This is a genomic window from Streptococcus sp. 210928-DFI.4.42 (assembly GCF_020554365.1).
GTDB lineage: Bacteria > Bacillota > Bacilli > Lactobacillales > Streptococcaceae > Streptococcus > Streptococcus parasanguinis_S.
Window position 1 is genome coordinate 1 of record NZ_JAJCHF010000048.1, and the last position, 1,689, is coordinate 1,689.

At 32.4% G+C, this 1,689-nt stretch carries 4 protein-coding genes; all 4 read right to left on the reverse strand.

The window, feature by feature from the left end; genetic code table 11:
• Nucleotides 1–203: 203 nt before the first annotated feature.
• Complete coding sequence (locus tag LIZ08_RS10165; protein WP_070506104.1) at nucleotides 204–524, reverse strand: hypothetical protein; 321 nt, start codon at nucleotides 522–524, stop codon at nucleotides 204–206.
• 33 nt (nucleotides 525–557) lie between these two features.
• Nucleotides 558–692 carry a hypothetical protein gene (locus tag LIZ08_RS10405; protein ID WP_003004655.1) on the reverse strand — a complete coding sequence of 45 codons (135 nt, stop codon included), beginning with the start codon at nucleotides 690–692 and terminating at the stop codon, nucleotides 558–560.
• Between the two features lie 45 nt (nucleotides 693–737).
• On the reverse strand, nucleotides 738–1,076 hold the full coding sequence (gene cadX / locus LIZ08_RS10170; protein WP_000711078.1) for a Cd(II)/Zn(II)-sensing metalloregulatory transcriptional regulator CadX: 339 nt from the start codon (nucleotides 1,074–1,076) through the stop codon (nucleotides 738–740).
• Nucleotides 1,077–1,087: 11 nt separating this feature from the next.
• The coding region (locus LIZ08_RS10175; RefSeq protein WP_065427779.1) for a CadD family cadmium resistance transporter at nucleotides 1,088–1,689 on the reverse strand (602 nt) is incomplete at its 5' end.

Genomic DNA, 1,689 nt, shown 5'->3' on the forward strand with positions numbered 1-1,689 from the left:
AATTGTGATGCTTTACGAGCTTTCTTAAGACCTGGTTTGGAAAGTATGGATTTCAGTTGGACTAAAAACAGCGTAATATCAAGGATTTTCTGAACGAAATCTACTTATTCATTTCATAAAATTTGAATCAATATTGTTTTAATAGGGGAATAGTTTAGGTCTGTAAGCATTAAAATAATACACCTAACTTTGGTCACCATTTTTTAGTTATTCACTCTTTTTTCAGATAGTGTTTTTAAAGTTATGATGTAAAATGCCGCAATCAAAACACTATACATCATAATCGGAGGATAGAGAATTAAGGATAGAATCAATCCCACTCCTTTAATTATTAGGTCAGGTATCAATAACTTTCTATATTGTGCGTTAGCTTCAAGTAATTCTTTCTGATCTATATTGGGTTTATCAATTACTTTATGTAAAAACCAGTTTGCTACCGTTGAAACAATAACGATCAGTCCATAAAAGAGCTGTGCCGTATGATTCATGAAATGACTACTAACTATTCCAGTAGCATAGGACATAAATGAAACAAAAAATAAAAGATACAAATCCTTTCAAATTCCTCCCTTTTCAACTTGGCTAACTTGACCTGCATTACCTAGGTCGCTTTGCTTTAAATTATACTTTTTTCTTAAACATTTGCTACGAGCAGGTCTTTCTTGTGAGTAATTTTCATCAAAAAATTTCATAGATAAGTCCTATATATAATCATGGAAAAGTAGTAAAAATAGTTGTTATCCTAGTTGATTAAAAAAATCTCTGATTTCCTCATCTTTTATAAAATAATATATAATTTTCCCCTCTCTTCTAGTATCCAAGATGTTTTGATTGGCTAGTTTACGAAGATGGTGAGAGGCAGATGCCATACTGAGATTTAGTAAACAGGCTATATCGCAGACACAGAGTTCTTCGACGGCAAGGAGATAAAAGATGATATTTATCTGTTTATTATCGGTAAATTTTGATAAAATGCGAAGTGATTTTTGGACTTTTTCCTTTTCAAGGTAGTTCGTTGCGGTTGTAACATTTTGTTGATTTATAACATCCACTTGACAGATACTATCTTTTTTCATAATTTTTTCTCCTAGCCTAACACAGCCCATAGCATGTCAAAGCTGTTGTTTTCAATCAGGATATACATCCCCAATCCTAAATAGACAACGGCAATAAACCATCTGCTATATTTTTCCAAAGTTTCTCCAACAGAAGGGACTTGTGCTAATTTTTGGGCAGAAAAAACCAAGAGATAAATCATGACTAGAAAAGTAAGTAAAGTCACTATCAAATTCGCTAAATTTAAGGTGGTAAAATATGGGACAAAGACACCAATATTGTCAGCGCCACAACTTGCAAAAGTAATCATAGCGACTAGAAAAATCAGGTTTTTATTGTCTTTTCGCAAACCATCTTTTGCAATAGCTTCTCCATCAGAATCTCCTAAAAGCAAAACTTTGAGGCCTAGGAAAATTGGAATCAAACCGAGTAAACCTAAAATCTCTTTACTAGGAATATAATTCAAGACAAATGCAAAAAGCAAACTTAGGAATATTAGACTAACAGAGCCTAGAAATTGTCCTAAATAGATGTTAATGATGTCCTTTCTGCTTTTTCTTTTGGCAAAAAATAACATTAGGATAATAAGTAAGTCTACGGCTGTCCCAGAATACAGGATTATTGAAGTAACAA

Coding starts and splice junctions, on each gene's coding strand:
- cadX (WP_000711078.1), bottom strand. CDS start 1,076: ATGAAAAAAGATAGTATCTGTCAAGTGGATGTTATAAATCAACAAAAT.
- LIZ08_RS10405 (WP_003004655.1), bottom strand. CDS start 692: ATGAAATTTTTTGATGAAAATTACTCACAAGAAAGACCTGCTCGTAGC.
- LIZ08_RS10165 (WP_070506104.1), bottom strand. CDS start 524: ATGTCCTATGCTACTGGAATAGTTAGTAGTCATTTCATGAATCATACG.